General features: G+C 69.2%; 15 protein-coding genes. 12 read left to right on the forward strand and 3 right to left on the reverse strand.

What is annotated here, in order from left to right:
• The 4 genes from OU415_RS35800 to OU415_RS35815 form a co-directional block, all read left to right on the forward strand.
• The coding region (locus OU415_RS35800; protein WP_270954116.1) for an ABC transporter ATP-binding protein at positions 1-1,134 on the forward strand (1,134 nt) is incomplete at its 5' end.
• The gene (locus OU415_RS35805) at positions 1,124-2,464 is read left to right on the forward strand and encodes a class I SAM-dependent methyltransferase (protein ID WP_270954117.1); all 1,341 of its coding nucleotides are present in this window, start codon (positions 1,124-1,126) and stop codon (positions 2,462-2,464) included. The genes OU415_RS35800 and OU415_RS35805, both read left to right, overlap by 11 nt.
• Positions 2,454-3,596, forward strand: coding sequence for a class I SAM-dependent methyltransferase (locus OU415_RS35810; RefSeq protein WP_270954119.1), 1,143 nt, complete (start codon positions 2,454-2,456; stop codon positions 3,594-3,596). Before OU415_RS35805 ends, OU415_RS35810 begins: the two co-directional genes overlap by 11 nt.
• Entirely contained in the window at positions 3,593-5,539 is a 1,947-nt protein-coding gene (locus OU415_RS35815; RefSeq protein ID WP_270954120.1) for a condensation domain-containing protein, read from the forward strand. Before OU415_RS35810 ends, OU415_RS35815 begins: the two co-directional genes overlap by 4 nt.
• A gap of 61 nt (positions 5,540-5,600) precedes the next feature.
• On the opposite strand, the gene OU415_RS35820 is transcribed toward OU415_RS35815, so the two are convergent.
• Positions 5,601-6,521 (reverse strand): NAD(P)/FAD-dependent oxidoreductase, encoded by a 921-nt coding sequence (locus OU415_RS35820; protein ID WP_270954121.1) that lies wholly within the window; start codon positions 6,519-6,521, stop codon positions 5,601-5,603.
• A gap of 71 nt (positions 6,522-6,592) precedes the next feature.
• On the opposite strand from OU415_RS35820, the gene OU415_RS35825 reads away from it, so the two are divergent.
• Positions 6,593-7,678, forward strand: coding sequence for a saccharopine dehydrogenase NADP-binding domain-containing protein (locus OU415_RS35825; protein ID WP_270954122.1), 1,086 nt, complete (start codon positions 6,593-6,595; stop codon positions 7,676-7,678).
• Between the two features lie 183 nt (positions 7,679-7,861).
• On the opposite strand, the gene ykgO is transcribed toward OU415_RS35825, so the two are convergent.
• Positions 7,862-7,984 carry a type B 50S ribosomal protein L36 gene (gene ykgO, locus OU415_RS35830; protein WP_270954123.1) on the reverse strand — a complete coding sequence of 41 codons (123 nt, stop codon included), beginning with the start codon at positions 7,982-7,984 and terminating at the stop codon, positions 7,862-7,864.
• Positions 7,985-8,064: 80 nt separating this feature from the next.
• Here ykgO and OU415_RS35835 point away from each other — a divergent pair, with 80 nt between their 5' ends.
• The 4 genes from OU415_RS35835 (at position 8,065) to OU415_RS35850 (ending at position 11,510) form a co-directional block, all read left to right on the forward strand.
• A complete protein-coding gene (locus tag OU415_RS35835; RefSeq protein WP_270954124.1) occupies positions 8,065-9,096 on the forward strand; it encodes a GTP-binding protein in 1,032 nt (343 codons plus the stop codon).
• Positions 9,093-9,536 (forward strand): hypothetical protein, encoded by a 444-nt coding sequence (locus tag OU415_RS35840; RefSeq protein WP_270954125.1) that lies wholly within the window; start codon positions 9,093-9,095, stop codon positions 9,534-9,536. Before OU415_RS35835 ends, OU415_RS35840 begins: the two co-directional genes overlap by 4 nt.
• Before the next feature lie 13 nt (positions 9,537-9,549).
• Positions 9,550-10,278, forward strand: coding sequence for a class I SAM-dependent methyltransferase (locus OU415_RS35845; protein ID WP_270954126.1), 729 nt, complete (start codon positions 9,550-9,552; stop codon positions 10,276-10,278).
• Positions 10,279-10,487: 209 nt separating this feature from the next.
• Complete coding sequence (locus OU415_RS35850) at positions 10,488-11,510, forward strand: metal ABC transporter solute-binding protein, Zn/Mn family (RefSeq protein WP_270954127.1); 1,023 nt, start codon at positions 10,488-10,490, stop codon at positions 11,508-11,510.
• Between the two features lie 112 nt (positions 11,511-11,622).
• Here OU415_RS35850 and OU415_RS35855 read toward each other — a convergent pair whose 3' ends face one another.
• A complete protein-coding gene (locus tag OU415_RS35855) occupies positions 11,623-11,919 on the reverse strand; it encodes a hypothetical protein (protein ID WP_270954128.1) in 297 nt (98 codons plus the stop codon).
• Between the two features lie 201 nt (positions 11,920-12,120).
• Here OU415_RS35855 and OU415_RS35860 point away from each other — a divergent pair, with 201 nt between their 5' ends.
• From OU415_RS35860 to OU415_RS35870, 3 genes are read left to right on the forward strand one after another with little or no spacing between them, the layout of a single operon-like run.
• Positions 12,121-12,417, forward strand: a complete 297-nt coding sequence (locus tag OU415_RS35860; protein ID WP_270954130.1) for a hypothetical protein — start codon at positions 12,121-12,123, stop codon at positions 12,415-12,417.
• On the forward strand, positions 12,414-13,430 hold the full coding sequence (locus OU415_RS35865; RefSeq protein ID WP_270954132.1) for a CobW family GTP-binding protein: 1,017 nt from the start codon (positions 12,414-12,416) through the stop codon (positions 13,428-13,430). Before OU415_RS35860 ends, OU415_RS35865 begins: the two co-directional genes overlap by 4 nt.
• Positions 13,427-14,464, forward strand: coding sequence for a WD40 repeat domain-containing protein (locus tag OU415_RS35870; RefSeq protein ID WP_270954133.1), 1,038 nt, complete (start codon positions 13,427-13,429; stop codon positions 14,462-14,464). The genes OU415_RS35865 and OU415_RS35870 overlap by 4 nt, the downstream gene beginning before the upstream one ends.
• Positions 14,465-14,528 lie beyond the last annotated feature (64 nt).

A 14,528-nucleotide genomic window follows, 5' to 3' on the forward strand; every position in this document is an offset into this window, starting at 1 on the left:
ATTGCGGGGATCGTCGGCCAAGATCCCGCCGCGGCGCTGAACCCGTTGCAGCGCGTGCACTCCGCAGTCGCTGAAGGAGCACCGGACGCGCGACTCGCCGAGCAAACGCTCGACGACCTCGGCCTGAACAGCACCGAGCTGGGGCGGCGGTTCCCACGTCAGCTCTCCGGTGGACAAGCCCAACGCGTTGCCCTGGCCCGCGCGCTGGCAGGCGATCCGGCGTTGCTGGTGCTCGATGAACCGACGACCGGCTTGGACCCGGATGCGCTCGACCTGGTCGTGCGGACGATCGCGCAACGGCGCGGTGACGGGCGTTCGGTGACGCTGCTGGTTTCGCACGACCGCGAGTTCGTGGCGAAGGTGAGCGACCGCATCATCTCGTTCGGGCAAGCGGCGAGGTCGACCGCAGTGCGAGCAAGCCCGGTGAGATCGGACGCGCCCGTGCTCTCGGCATCCCACGTGACGATCTCGCAGGGCGGGGCGCCGCTGCTCCAGGACAGTTCCTTCGAACTCCGCCGGCACGAATTCGTCGCCGTGCTGGGGCCGTCCGGTTGCGGCAAGAGCACCCTGCTGCGGACGCTGGCCGGCCTGCACGCGGCCGATGCGGGCGAACTCTCCTGGCGCGGCGAACTCCTGCCAGGACACGTCGAACAGCGGTCCCGCTCGCAGCTGAGGGCCGTGCAGTTCGTCGCGCAAGACCCCGCCGGTGCGTTGAACCCTGCACACCGCATCGGCGGAGCGATCGCACGGGCCGCGCAGGTGCTGCACGGCGTTGCTCCCGCTATCGCGCGGGAACGCGCTGAGGTACTGCTGCGCGTGGTGGGACTCGACGGCGTCGCGAAGCGCTTTCCGCGCGAGCTCTCCGGAGGGCAACGTCAACGCGCCGCCCTCGCGCGAGCGCTCGCCGCCGAGCCCGACGTGCTGCTGGCCGACGAGATCACCTCCGCACTCGACGAGGCCACCGCCCACGACGTGCTCGACCTCCTCGACCGGCTGCGCGCCGACGGCCTGGCCGTCCTGCTGGTCACCCACGACCGGACGATCGCCGACCGCGCCGACCGCACGCTCCGGCTGCACCAACGCGGCCTGCTCACCACCAGTTCCGACAGATCGGAGGAATCCCGTGCCCGGTGATGACACCGTGCCCGCACACGACAGCGCCGCGCTGTGGCGGGCAGCCGAGCACCTCAGCGCCCACCCGTGGATCGCCGCGGCCGAGGTCGACGGCGAGGCAGTGCGGCTCGTGCCCGCCCGCTCGGCGCTCGCCGTGCGGCCAACGCCGGGGGCATTGCTCACCGAGCACCTCGACCAGTGGAGCGAGGTCTACGACTGGACCTACTCCCAGGCCTCCGGGCGGCATGCCGACGACCTGGACCTGTCCGGCTGGCGAGCGTCGGACACCGGCGAGCCCTTCCCGGTGGAGCACATGACGGACTGGCTGCGCCACACCGTTGAACTCGTGCTGCGCGCAAAACCCCGATGGGTGCTCGAACTCGGTTGCGGCACGGGCATGCTCATGCACCGCCTGCGCCCTCACGTCGACGCCTACGTCGGAACCGACGTCTCCCTCGACGCGGTTCGGACGTTGTCCGCAGCTGCTCCGGACAACGCCGCGATCGTGCCAGCCGCAGCGCACGAGCTCCGCACCCCGCGGGTGCGCGATGCCATCGCCGCAGCGGTCCCCCAGGCCCAGCCGGACTGCGTGCTGCTGAACTCCGTCACGCAGTGCTTCCCCAGCGTCGAGTACCTCCGCGCGGTCGTGCACGACGCGATCGACCTGGTCGCGCCCGGCGGCACCGTGGTCATCGGCGACGTCCGCCACGTCGGCCTGCTGCGCGAGCACCACCGCTGGCTCGACGCGGCAGCCACGGACGCGGAGCTGGACGAGCGGACCGACCGCGACGAGGAACTGCTCTTCGACCCGGCCCTGCTGGCAGCGCTGGCGGCGGAGACCGGCCGCGAGGTCCGCATCGCCACCTTCGCGAAAACCATGCGCGCCGACACCGAACTGACCCGCTACCGCTTCGACGCGGTGCTCCACGTCGACCCCACCACCCCGGCCGCGGCACCCACCGTGATCCGCTGGCCCGACCTCCCCTCCCGCGATCGGATCGGCGCCCTGCGCGCCCGCCTCGACGGTTCACCGGTGAGAGTCGTGCAGATCCCCAACCAGCTGCTCAGCCACGATGCGGGGACGACCGCGGCCGAGCTGCACCGCGCCATCGAGGACCTGGACGCCGTGGTCGGTTTGGACCCGGCCGACCCGCGGCTGCTGGAAGTCATCGCCCCCGCCACCTCGGCCGCCCGACCGGTGCGGGAGATCGCGGGTCCGGGCGCGGCGCACGAGCCGCTGAACGGATTCGTCCGCCGCAGGCTCACCGAAGTCGCCCGACGGGAACTGCGTCGGGGCGACCACCCGCCGGTGCCGATCACGGTCGAGCCAGGAGGGCGAGATGCCCGCTGACACCCCGGCCCGTGTCGCGCGCTCCGCCGCGGCCGCGATCCACGAGGTCGACACCGCCGCACTGCCCGGCTTCATGCGGCAGCTCGACCACGCCGCCCTGCTGGCGATGGCCCGCACCCTCGGCCGCAACGGCTTGTTCCGGCCCGGAGTCCGCCACCGCTGGGACCAGATCGCCGACCGGCTGCGCGTCGCACCACGGCACCGCTGGATCCTGCGCCGCTGGCTCACCGCCCTGCAGGACGAGGGTCTGCTGCGCCGGGACGACACCACCGGGTTCCTGCACGACCTGCGCGCCGTGCCACGAACTGAAGCCGCCGAGGCCACCGCACTGGTGGACGAAGCCGCGCGCGGCCTGGGGTATCCCCCAGAAATGGCCCGGTTCTTCCGGTCCGCGATCGACCAACTCCCCCGCCTGCTCCGCGACGAGGTTTCCGTGCAGGCCCTCTTGTTCCCCGACGGGGACCTCACGACGGCCGAAGGCGCCTACAAGGACAACGTCATCAACCACTACCTCAACACCGCAGCGGTCGAGCTGCTCCGCGCAGAGTGCCGACACGTTCGCGCCCCGCTCCGCGTGCTGGAGCTCGGCGCCGGTGTCGGCGGTACCACCGCCGCCGTGGTGCCCGCACTCGCCCAGGAGTCCGTGGACTACCTGTACACCGACGTCTCGCAGTTCTTCCTGGACGCCGGCCGGCAGCGCTTCGGCGACCGGCTCCGCTACGGCATCTTCGACATCAACATCCCCACTCCCGCGCAGCCGGGCTCCGCCGATGTCGTGCTGGCCGCGAACGTCCTGCACAACTCGGTCCACATCGGACATGCACTGGCGCGGTTGCGCGAGCTGCTGTCCCCCAGCGGGCTGCTCGTGGTCATCGAGTCGTGCCGGGAGCACTACCAGGCCATGACGTCGATGCAGTTCCTGATGTCCCCGCGCGACGGCGAACCGCAACCCGGTGCCACCGACGTGCGGGCCGGTACCGACCGCATCTTCCTGACCCGCGACGAGTGGCTGGCCGAGCTGATCGCGACCGGGTTCACCCCGCTGGTCGACCTGCCGGAGCCGAACGATCCGCTCGCCGCACTCGGCCAGCACATCTTCGCCGCCCGAACCGACGAACTGGAGCAACTGTGACTACCGAACCCGACACGAGCACCGTGCTGGCCGAGATCTGGTCCGAGCTGCTCGGCCTGGACGAGGTCCCGCCGGATTCGAGCTTCCTCAACCTCGGCGGGGATTCCGTGCTCGCCGTGCGGATGTCCGCCCTGGTCCGCCGCAAGCTCGGCGTGGCGCTCGCCCTTGCCGACGTCCGGGTGGAGATCACCCTCGCCGAACTGGCCGACCTTGTCGCCCGGCGCAGCGCCGGGGGATCGACCGATCGGGCACTGCCGGTCGAGGTGGCCCGCCGGCCCGACCCGAACGCACCGTTCCCGCTGCTGCCGTTGCAGCAGGGCTACTTCGTCGGGCAGCAGGACGGCTGGGAGCTGTCCTACGGTTCGGCGCACCACTACGTCGACATCGGGCTCACCGACGTCGACCCCGACGAAGCTCCCGAAGCGCTCCAGGACGCGCTGCGCCGACTCGTGCAACACCAACCCACGCTGCGCGCCCGCGTACTGCACGACGGCCAGCAGCGCATCCTGCCCGCCGACGACCCGGAAGCCGTGCCCACCGTCGAAGTGGTCGACCTGCGCGAAGCGTCCGCAACGGAAGCCAACGCGACGGTGGCCGCAATCCGGTCGCAGATGAGCACCAACGGCCCAGACCCCGCGCACGGCCCGGGCGTGGCGATGCGCCTGACGTTGCTGCCCGGCGACCGGGCCCGGCTTCACAACGCGGTGAGCCTGCTGATCATCGACGGCTGGTCCTCCAACGTCTTCTACCGGGACCTGTTCGCGCTGGTGGCCGACTGGAACGCGGTGCTGCCCCCGCTGGAGGTCGACTACGGCGACTACGTCACCTCGGTGTCCGGCTTGCCCGACACCGACGCCTGGGAAGCCGACCGCGACTGGTGGTTCGAGCGCCTCGACGAGTTCCCCCTGCCACCGGCCCTGCCGCTGGTCGCCGACCCGCGCGAGGTGCGGCCGGAGCTGATGGGCACCCGCCAGACCACGGTGGACGCCGACACCTGGGCGGCGTTCCGGCAGCAGTGCACCGCCCACGGGGTGACGCCCTCGGCGGCGATGTTCACCGCCTACGCGATCGTGCTGGCCCGCCAGGCCGGCCACCGCCGGATGCTGCTGAACTCCTTGCAGCTCAACCGGTTGCCGCTGCACCCCGACGTGCACCGGATCGTCGGCGCGTTCGCCTCCACCATGCTGATCCCGGTGGAGCTGGCCGAAGGCGCCAGCTTCGCCGAACTGGCCGCCGACAACCAGCGACGGTTCGGCGAGTCGGCGGCGCACAACCTGATCAGCGGCGTCGAGGTGTCCCGCGAGCTGGGGCGTCGGCGCGGCACGCACCGGCCGGTCGCCCCCATCGTCTTCCAGAGCACGCTCGGGATGGACGCGGCCATGGGTGAGCGCGTGCCGGAGAACGCCGGCCCGCTGGGGCGCATCGACATGGCCGACCACCACCAGCAGCTGCGCACCCCGCAGGTGGCGTTGGAAGTGCGGATGTTCGAGCTGGGCGACGAGATGTACCTGGTGTTCTCCCTGGTCGACGAGCTCTTCGACACCGCCACCGTGGACGGGATGTTCCGCGAGCTGACCGGCATCGCCCGAATGCTCGCCGAGCCCGGCAGCTGGAACGCCCCGGTGGCTCTGCCCTCAGCAGCGGACGCACCGGAATCCGACGAGCCGCGTGTCGGCCGATACGCGCGCCAGGACCGCACCGAGGAAAGCGGTGCACCGCGGACCGAGCTGGAATGCACGATCGCCGAGGTGTGGGAGGAGATGCTGGCCATCAGCGGGGTCGACCGCGCGGCCGACTTCTTCGCCCTCGGCGGCGATTCCCTGCTGGCGGTCCGAGTCCTCGGAAAACTCGCTCGGGAGAAGGGGATCGCGGTGGCGGTCCGGGACTTCCTCGAAGCCCCGACGATCTCCGGGCTCGCCGCGCTGGCCTCGCCCGAACGCTGACGAGACCAGTCGTGGGGGGCAAGCGCATTCCCGTCAGTTCGCGCCCCACGACCTCAGCGCGTCACGTGTCGGCCAGCGTGGCGCGGAACAGGCCCTGCTCCAACCAGACGGCTGCTCGAACACCGTCCGCCGCGGCTTGGCTGACCAGGGTCAGCGCGTCCGGAACCGCGGGAACGCGGGCCATGTCCCCGGCCGCCGACACACCTGGAACCGTGGTCGCCTGCAGCTCGTCGACCTGGACGCAGCCGTCGTCCAGGATCGCACAACCGAGATCGGCGGCGAACGACGCGCGCTGCCTGGTCGGTGCGCGGTGGAACACGGCCTGCCGCTCCAGCACCGAACCGTCGGCGAAGTGCAGCTGGAGCGCGTCGAGTTCCCCGGTCACCTTCGCCAGCGACTCGGTGCGCACCTCGACACCGCGCGCCGAGAGCTTGGCGATCACCTCGTCCGGCAGTTCGTGCGCACCGTGGGTCACCACCACCACGTCGTCGCTGTAGCGATCAGCCAAGTACAGGCCCAGCATCACCTGCGGGACGTCGCGGCCGAGCACCGCAAGGGTTTTGCCGGTGGCCTCCCAGCCGTGGCAGAAGGGGCAGTGGAAGATGCTGCGACCGAAGCGCTCCGGCACGCCCGGGATGTCGTAGGGCTCGTCCACCTGGCCGGTCGCCAGAACCAACCGCCGGGCCCGTTCCCGGCTTCCGTCGGCGAACTCCACGCTGAAATCGTCGATGCCACCGGAAACGGAGCTGACCTGGTCCTGGCGCAGCTCGACACCGGGGTAGGCGGCCAGCTCGGCCCGCCCCAGCGCCAACAGCTCGTGCGGCGAAAACCCGTCGCGACTCAAGTACATGTGCATTTCATCCGCTGGCGCGTTGCGGACCTGGCCGCCGTCGGCGACCAGCACCCGGCGCCGCTGCCGGCCCAGCACGAGCGCGGCGCTGAGCCCCGCGGGCCCACCGCCGATCACGATCACGTCGTACACGGTTGCTCCCTCTAGCCGGAAACTAATGGAAACGATTATCGTTGTAGCCAACAGTCTACGGAAGGGGCACGATGACCGATCGGCTCATCGCCGTGCTCGGCGGCTACGGCGAAGTCGGCGCCACGGCGGTCCGCAGGCTCTCCGAGCACGGCTGCACCCGAATCCGCGTCGGCGGACGCAATCCGTCACGAGGCGGCACCTTGCACGACGACCTGCCCGGGATCGAGTTGTCCTATGTAGACATCGATGAAACGGAGAGCCTCGAGGAGTTCTGCACCGGCGCCCATCTCGTCTTGAACTGCGCCGGCCCCTCCTACCGCATCCTCGACACCGTCGCCAAGGCAGCTTCGGCAGCAGGCGCGCACTACGTCGACGTCGCCGGAGACGTCCCCGCCTTCCGCGCGCTCGGCTCGACCTTCGGCGACCGCGTAGCGGTCTTCTCCGCAGGATTGATGCCAGGCCTGACCGGACTGCTCCCCCGGCTCATCGCCGGCCCTGGAGACCGGCTGGACATCCACGTCGGCGGCGCCGTCGGCATGACACCGGCATCAGCCGCGGACATCCTCCTCGCCCAGGGCCCCGACTTCGGGGAATCGCTGGCCCTGTGGCGAGGTGGCGCCGTGGTCCCGCGGAGCCTGGCCCCGCTGCGCTCGGTCCAGCCAGCCGGCTTTCCCGAGCCCGTCGACGCAATGCCCTTCCTGCCAACCGAAAGCACCCGAATGGCAGCGGACCTCAGCCTCGACGAACTGCGCTTCTACACGGCCTACGCCTCCGAGGCCATTCCGACGACCTTGGCGATGGCTTGGGCGGACGACCCCGAATTCCGGGACGACTACATCGAACTGCTGACGCAGGCGGCGAAATCGGATCTGCGGGAGCGCGACCCGTACTACGTGCTGACCGCCCTCGTCCCCACCGCCACCGGAGCGCCACCGTCGCTGACACTGCGCACCTGCGACCCGTACCAGCTCAGCGGCGTGGTCGCGGCACTGACCGCCGAAGCCGTCCTCCAGGAGAAGATCAGCCCAGGAGTGCATTTCGCGGACAGCGCGCTAGAGCCCGCAGACATCGCCGAAGCACTCCAACGTGACCCCCTCGTCCAGTCGCTTTCCATACAGGGGCCGCCCCGAAGAACCATTGGCGAACATCGACGATAACGATCAGCGCTGCAAGTCCACTATGGATTTTTACAAGATCCTCCAGGACTGCGGGATCCGGTGAACACCTCCCCGGTCGCGATGGCACATGCCCGGAGTCTCCTGGCCGCGCTGCGGGTTTCCCCAGTGCCCCGCGCGGCTGGGGGGTGGTGCGCGATCGCCGATCGTGCACCACCCGTTGCCTCATCCCTGCCGGCCCTTGAACCGCGGGTTCAGCTTGTTGATGACGTAGACCTTTCCCCGTCGGCGCACGACCTGTGCGCCGGGCTGGTTCTTCAACGACTTCACGGACGCCCGCACCTTCACGTGAACACCTTCCTGTTGATAATGGTTTTCATTATCATAGTATCCGTGCGTCGAGTCGCCGAGGAGATGAGGGATGCCGGATGGACACGGTGAACGTGATCGCGGTGGTCGGCGCGTGCGCGCGCGAACGCGCGCGGTACGCGAAACAGCTGGCCGAGACGAGCGGACACGTCCCCATCGCCTCCTTCCTCCGGCCGGACGCGACCGAGGTCGCGCAGGAGGTGGCCGCCAGAGCGAGGTGGCCTTGTGCAGGTAGGGGTGCGGTCGTGGACGTCCCCGAGCAAGTCTCGGTCACCGAGCTCATCGGCGCCCTCGCGGGCGATCCCGCACTACCGACCGTGAGACTGGACGCGGTGATCTGCGTCGTGGACGCCACGCACCTGCTCACCGATCTCGGCAGTGACGATTACGTCTCCCAGCCGAACGAGAGCGGGCAGACCCTCATGGCACGGGCACTGCTAACTGCGGCACATCTGGAGTTCGCCTCACACCTCGTGATCGTGAACTGGGAGCCGATCGCCACCGCAGAACTGGCGACGCTGTTGGCCCTGGCCTCCCACCTCAGTCCCCGCGCTGTCCTGCGTTTGCACCACGGCGCACCTCAAGCCCCGGCACCGACCGCGGCCTACACCGCCGACCAGGACCGGCCGGGATGGGTGTGCCTGCTCAACGGCGAATTCGAACCGCACATGACCGACCTCCGCGTGAGCGCGTTCCGCTACGAGAACTTCCGCCCGTTCCACCCCGAACGTCTTCAGCTCCTGCTCGACGAACGGGTCGAGCTCGGCGATTTCGGCACCCTGGTGCGCTCGGCCGGATTCTGCCGTCTCGCCACCCGTCCGGACATCGTCGCCCAGTGGGAGCAGGCCGGACACATGCTTTCGTTCACGCCGCTCCGCCGGGACGACGACAACAGCGAGGACGCGGAGTTGCTCGCGCTCGGCCAGGACATCGCCTTCATCGGCCTGGACCTCGACCACGACGGCCTGACCGCGGCGCTCGACGACGCCACGCTCACCGACGAGGAACTGGCGGCCGGACCGTCCGCCTGGGCGCGCTTTCCCGATCCGTTCCCAGCCTGGCACCTCGCCCAGAACCCGACGGACCAGTGACCACCAAGGCAGCAATACCAAGGACATCCATGGCTTCAGCGGAACCCCACAGCGCCGAGAACAATTCGCTCAGCGGTCTCACCGCGATCATCTGCGACAGCTGCGAAGACAACGGGGAGCGCCCGTTGCTCGCAGCGCTCAAGGAAACGATTCGCCGCCTCCCCCACGCAGTCCTCGTACGCACGCCCTGCCCGTTCAGCCAGATGTGGTGCCACACCAGGAAGATCTCGGCGTCGCGCGGCGCAGGGCAGGTCGTGCTGGTGCAGCGATGCACCGACACCCGCAGGCCCTTGGGCCCTGTCATCGTCGTCGGCCCGGTCGAAACCGCCGATGACGTCGCGTTGTTGACGCGCTGGCTCGAAACCAAACCGCTGGCCGTCGCATCGCTCCCCCAACGCCTGCGACGACTCCAGAACACCGAACACACCAACCCGAACTGAACCGAGGAACCCCGTGAACGACGAATACGCCGAATCCGCCGAGTTCATCGACCTCCTGATCAGCCCGTTCTGGAACGACCTCGCCCCGGCCCTGACCGAGGCGATCAAGACGGCCGCCCCCGGCCCCGTGGTGGACGTGGGCGCCGGAAGCGGCTGCGGAACCGCGGTGATCGCGGAGGCGATCCCGGAAGCCGAGATCTTCGCGGTGGAACCCTCCGCCGGCCTGCGCACAGCGCTGCTCGCCAGGGTCAACGCCGACGACTCGTTGCGCGAGCGAGTGACGGTCCTCCCGGACAAGCTCCTGGCCGCGGACCTGCCCGAACAACTGGGCCTGGTGGTCGCCATGAACGTCATCGGCCACTTCTCCCCGACCGAACGCCAGGCGTTCTGGGAACTGCTCGCCGCACGTCTCGCCCCCGACGGCCGAGCGGTGCTCAACCTGCAGCCTCCGTCCGAACCGGTCGACATTCCGGAAGCAGTGGCGGCGACCAGGCAGGTCGGACGCCGGCGCTACGAAGTCCGAGCACGCGCCCGAGCGACCAGCGACACGACGCTGACCTGGCACATGACCTATCGCACCTACCAAGCCGAAACCCTCGTCGACGAACGAGCGCTGAACTACACCTGGCACCTGGTCAGCGAATCCGTCCTGCGCGGCGAACTCGCACGAGCAGGTCTGCGACTGCACACCACGGAACCGACCGACCTCGGCATGTTCACGATCACGCGAGCGCCGGCCTGAACCCGACGCCCAGAGACCCAGCACTGGCCTCCGATCGGCGACGTGAAGCCAGCGCCGTGCCGTCAAGCTCACACCGTCGTATTCACCCGTTCGGGCTTGTACAGCAGCCTCCGTTGAGCAAAACTGCACATGACAACCATTGCCGATAACACCGTGGGGGCGTCCCCAGCCGACTGCCGGGACACCTTCACCCCGAGGAGAACGTGTCGATGACCGTCCGAATCCAGCAGGTTCGCCGCACCGGCGCCGTGGCGCTGGCCGGGCTGGCCGCCTTATCGATGGCCGCCTGTTCCTCCGGCCAACCCGGAGGAGATCACGCAGGACCGCACAAGCTCGCAGTCGTGGCCTCCACCAGCGTGTGGGGCAGCGTCGCGCAGGAGATCGGCGGCGATGCCGTGCAGGTCGACTCGATCATCACGGACCCGTCGGCCGACCCGCACTCCTACGAGAGCACCCCGCACGACGCGGCGAAGGTCAACAGCGCCGATCTCGTCGTGTTCAACGGCGGCGGATACGACGAGTTCATGGAGAAGGACCTGGCCAGCGCGGGCCAGGGCAAGCCCGCCGTGCAGGCCATGGATTCCGAGCACGCCACGCCGGAGCCCGAGGCCGAACCCGAGCCAGGTCAAGACAACGAGCCCGGTCACGACCACGCGCAGGAATCCGGCCACGAGGCCGAGCCGGGACATGACCACGAGCACGATCACTCGGTCAACGAGCACGTCTGGTACGACCTGCACGCCACGCAGGAAGTCGCGAGCAAGATCGCCGATGAGCTCGGCCGGCTCCAGCCGGAAAACGCGCAGAAGTTCCACCAGGCAGCGGAGAAGTTCAACGCGGACCTCAGCGGCCTGCAGGGGCACGTCGACCAGATCGCCGCGGCCAACCAGGGCAAGAAGGTCATCGTCACCGAGCCGGTCGCGCACTACCTCGTCGACGCCGCGAAGCTCACCGACATCACACCTCCGTCGTTCGTCAACGCCGTCGAGGCCGAGAACGACCCACCGGCTGCCGCGGTCGCGGAAATCCAGTCCGCAGTCGACTCCAAGCAGGCCAGTGCCGTGATCTTCAACCCGCAAACCGAAACGCCGGTCACCCAGCAAGTCAAGACCAGGGCAGAGCAGAACCGGACACCCGTGGTCGAGATGCGCGAAACCCTTCCGCCGGGACGCACTTACCTGCAGTGGATGAACGAGCAGATCGATGCCCTCGACGCAGCCTTGAAGCACTGATCAGCAGAGCAACACAACAAGCCAGCAGTGGGCCGAGCCGGCGGCCCACTGCTGGCTTCCGCACACCTGACCACTGCTAGACGCGGAAGATCTGGGCCGCCGGACAGCTGGGTCAGTGTTCGTCGTAGTGGTCGCCGTGCGCGGCGTGCCTGTGTCCATCGTGGACGTAGTCGACGTGGTCGCCGTGCGGCACAGCGACATGTCCGCAACCTTCGCCGTGCGTGTGCTCGTGGCCGTCGTGCGCGGCGTGATCCGCTGGCTCGCACTCGTCGTAGTGGTCGCCGTGGGCGCGGTGCAGGTGCCCGTCGTGGGCGTAGTCGACATGATCGCCGTGCGGCACAGCGACATGCCCGCAACCCTCACCGTGCGCGTGCTCGTGACCGGCGTGCTGCTGGTGTGCCGTGGTCATCAGGACTCCTCCATGCGCAAATGGGCGCCTACTCGCTACGCCAAAAAGCGTACGTCTCATTGCCGGTTACGCATAAGTAGCAGCCCCGACTCGGCGTCCGCATCTCGGCGACATATGAACCGGACCTCAGATGAGAATGATTGTCGTTATCGTTTAGAGTGTGCTGTGTCCTCGTCCACCACTGACAACTGCGAGGCCGAGATGAACGACGCGTTGAACCAGCTCCTGGGCAGGTCGGGAAGGCCTGACCCGGATCGGGCGGCCCGCTCCGAGGAGATAGCCGACCTGGTGCGCACGACCCTGGGCCTGAGTTCTCAGGCGGCCGTGACCGTGCAGCAGCTCGCCTGCGCTGAGCCCGGTTGCCCGCCGATCGAGACCAAGCTCGCTGTGCTCGGCCCGGAGCCGAAGCGCTGGACGATCCACGCCTCGGTGTCCGAAGTGGACGACGACACCGTCCGACGGATCCTGACCGCCCGACCCGAAGGGGACTGCGCATGAGCGACGACACCTCCGATTCCCGCGTACCGGTCACGGTGCTCACCGGATTCCTCGGATCCGGCAAGACCACGCTGCTCAACCGGATCCTCACCGAGCAGCACGGCATGCGCATCGCCGTGATCGAGAACGAGTTCGGTGAAGTCGGCATCGACGATGGCCTCGTGCTCGATGCCGAAGAGGAAGTCTTCGAGATGAACAACGGCTGCATCTGCTGCACCGTGCGCGGCGATCTCATCCGCATCCTCGGCGCCCTGCTCAAGCGCAAGGACTCCTTCGACGCGATCCTCATCGAGACCACGGGTCTGGCCGACCCCGCGCCGGTCGCGCAGACCTTCTTCGTCGACGACACCCTGCGCACCCAGCTGCGGCTGGACGCGATCGTCACCGTCGTCGACGCCAAGCACATCGTCCAGCACCTCGACGACCACAAGCCCGAAGGCACCGAGAACGAGGCCGTCGAGCAGATCGCGTTCGCCGACCGCGTGGTGCTGAACAAGACCGACCTGGTCGACGCCACCGAGATCGAGGCCGTGCAGCGGCGGATCCACGGCATCAACTCCGGAGTCCGCATCCTGCCCGCGCAGCACGCCAACGTCGACCTCGGCGACGTGCTCGGTGTGCGCGCCTTCGACCTGGACAAGATCCTCGCCGACGAGCCGGAATTCCTCGACGACACCGAACACCAGCACGACCTGACCGTCACCAGCGTCGGCATCGACATCGACGGCGTGGTCGACGTCGAAAAGCTCAACGAGTGGCTCGGCGTGCTCCTCGGCGAACGCGGAACGGATCTGTTCCGCAGCAAGGGAATCCTCAACCTCGCGGGCACCGATCAGCGCTACGTGTTCCAAGGGGTGCACATGCTCCACGACGGCGAACTCGGCGCGCCCTGGCGCGAGGGCGAGTCCCGCCGCAACCGGATGGTGTTCATCGGCCGCAACCTCGACCGCGAGCAGCTCGAACGCGAATTCCGCGCCTGCCTGGAACCAGCCACCGAAGGAGCTCCGGCATGACAGCAGCCGTGGATCGGACATCCTTGCGGCCGCGCTGGCAGGCCGAACTCGACGAACCCGCGATCGCCCTCGACGTCCTGCGCGGGGCCCGGGACGCGCCGGCCTGCCTGGTCGCCGGTGGTTCCGAAGGCGACGTGCGCGTCTTCGACCCCGACGGCGCGCTGCGCTGGCAGCTCACCCTCGACGACGCGCTCCTGACCGTTGCCGCAAGCCCGGACGGCACGCGAATCATCGCGCTGGGCATGGGCAGCCGTCGGATGTGGAGCGCCACCGACGGCGCGGTCCTGCACACCGCGCGTGCGGGATGGTCGGCCTCGGCGGCGTGGGACGCACGATCGCAGTCACTGGCCGTCGCCGACGGCAAGCGGGTCAGGGTGCTCGACCGCTCCGGAACGGTGCGCTGGAGCTCGCAGCCACTGCCCAGCACCGTCACCAACGTCCTGTGGCCGCGCGGGCGCCGCCGGGTCGCGGCATCCGCATACCAAGGCGTGACGATCTTCGAACCGGACACCGATCGGATCACCAACACCCTGCGCGCACCGGGCGCCATCTCCGGCCTGGCCGCCGCCCCGAACGGCCGCTGGGTCGTCGGCGGCAGCCAGGACGCCACCCTGCACGGCTGGAAGGTCGACGACGGATCCGACTTCGAGATGTCCGGCTTCCCCGCCACCGTCTCCGACCTGGCCTTCGAGGACGGCGGACGCTGGATGGCCTGCGAATCCGCCGAAGTCCTCACCTGCTGGGACTTCTCCGGCACCGGCCCCACCGGCCGCGCCGGAGTCGTGCTCACTGGCCACCAGGCCGCGGTCTCGGCGTTCGCCTGGCTGCCCGGCCAGCACAGCACGCTGATCAGCGGCGACGCCGACGGCACTGTGCTCGTGTGGCGAATCGCAACGACGACTCGGCCCGGCGACGAACTCCGCCCGGCCGGGGGAGCACGCGATGACGACCCGGTCACCGCGATCACCACCAGCCGCGAAACCGCCTACATCGCACGACGATCCGGGCGCATCGACGCCCTGGCCGTCACCTGACCAGCGGGTCCGGACGACACCCGGACCCGCGCAGCGCGGCGGCGAGGGCGCTTCACCCCTGCAC

The organism is Saccharopolyspora oryzae (genome assembly GCF_027853915.1).
Taxonomy (GTDB): Bacteria; Actinomycetota; Actinomycetes; order Mycobacteriales; family Pseudonocardiaceae; genus Saccharopolyspora; species Saccharopolyspora oryzae.

Coding starts and splice junctions, on each gene's coding strand:
- OU415_RS35865 (WP_270954132.1), top strand. CDS start 12,414: ATGAGCGACGACACCTCCGATTCCCGCGTACCGGTCACGGTGCTCACC.
- OU415_RS35810 (WP_270954119.1), top strand. CDS start 2,454: ATGCCCGCTGACACCCCGGCCCGTGTCGCGCGCTCCGCCGCGGCCGCG.
- OU415_RS35860 (WP_270954130.1), top strand. CDS start 12,121: ATGAACGACGCGTTGAACCAGCTCCTGGGCAGGTCGGGAAGGCCTGAC.
- OU415_RS35835 (WP_270954124.1), top strand. CDS start 8,065: ATGGACACGGTGAACGTGATCGCGGTGGTCGGCGCGTGCGCGCGCGAA.
- OU415_RS35855 (WP_270954128.1), bottom strand. CDS start 11,919: ATGACCACGGCACACCAGCAGCACGCCGGTCACGAGCACGCGCACGGT.
- OU415_RS35825 (WP_270954122.1), top strand. CDS start 6,593: ATGACCGATCGGCTCATCGCCGTGCTCGGCGGCTACGGCGAAGTCGGC.
- OU415_RS35850 (WP_270954127.1), top strand. CDS start 10,488: ATGACCGTCCGAATCCAGCAGGTTCGCCGCACCGGCGCCGTGGCGCTG.
- OU415_RS35870 (WP_270954133.1), top strand. CDS start 13,427: ATGACAGCAGCCGTGGATCGGACATCCTTGCGGCCGCGCTGGCAGGCC.